At 66.9% G+C, this 567-nt stretch carries 2 pseudogenes; both read right to left on the minus strand.

What is annotated here, in order from left to right:
* Nucleotides 1-83: 83 nt before the first annotated feature.
* A pseudogene (locus BFF77_RS38325) lies at nt 84-160 on the minus strand (hypothetical protein); the annotation flags it as partial.
* A gap of 2 nt (nt 161-162) precedes the next feature.
* Nucleotides 163-309 (minus strand): annotated as a pseudogene (locus BFF77_RS37415) (DUF6227 family protein); the annotation flags it as partial.
* Nucleotides 310-567: the final 258 nt, after the last annotated feature.

Raw genomic sequence — 567 nt, forward strand, 5'->3', positions numbered from 1 at the left:
GCCTCCGGGCTGCTGGGATGGCAGAGCCGGGCCGCGGCGAGCCGCACCTCGGACTCCTCCCCGTACACCTCGTGCAGCCGCGCGCCGTCCCGGCCGGTGTTGTGCACCAGCTCCCACAGGGTCAGCGAACTGCCGTCGTTGAGCAGGAAGGTGTGCCGGTNNACTGTGGTGCGCGGAACACAGCGAACTGGCGTGCGCCAGCGCACTGTCGAGCTTTTCGACCAGTGCGTCGGGCAGGTCGAAGGAGTTGAGTGCCCGACCCAGGAGTCGCTCGAGGTGCGTCTCGGTTGTCTCGTAGGGATCGTTCAAGATGGGTCTCCAGGCCGTCGCCACATGTCACTCGGTGATTGCATAACGTAGCGCCTAGGGCTGACATCGCGTCCCAGGTTTGGGAAAACGAAGGGGGCGTACGTCAAGTTCCCGCGCGCCCCCCATCAATTCGGCCTCTGCGCCCGTCAGTCGAGCCCGTACAGCTCGTCGTAGGAAGGGAACGTCCCACCGGGTCCCCGGACGGTCTTCGCGGTCTGTACGGCCCGCACGATCGCCCTGGTCACCACGTCCGCGCCC

Origin of the sequence: Streptomyces lushanensis (assembly GCF_001700515.1) — a bacterium.
Classification (GTDB): domain Bacteria; phylum Actinomycetota; class Actinomycetes; order Streptomycetales; family Streptomycetaceae; genus Streptomyces; species Streptomyces lushanensis.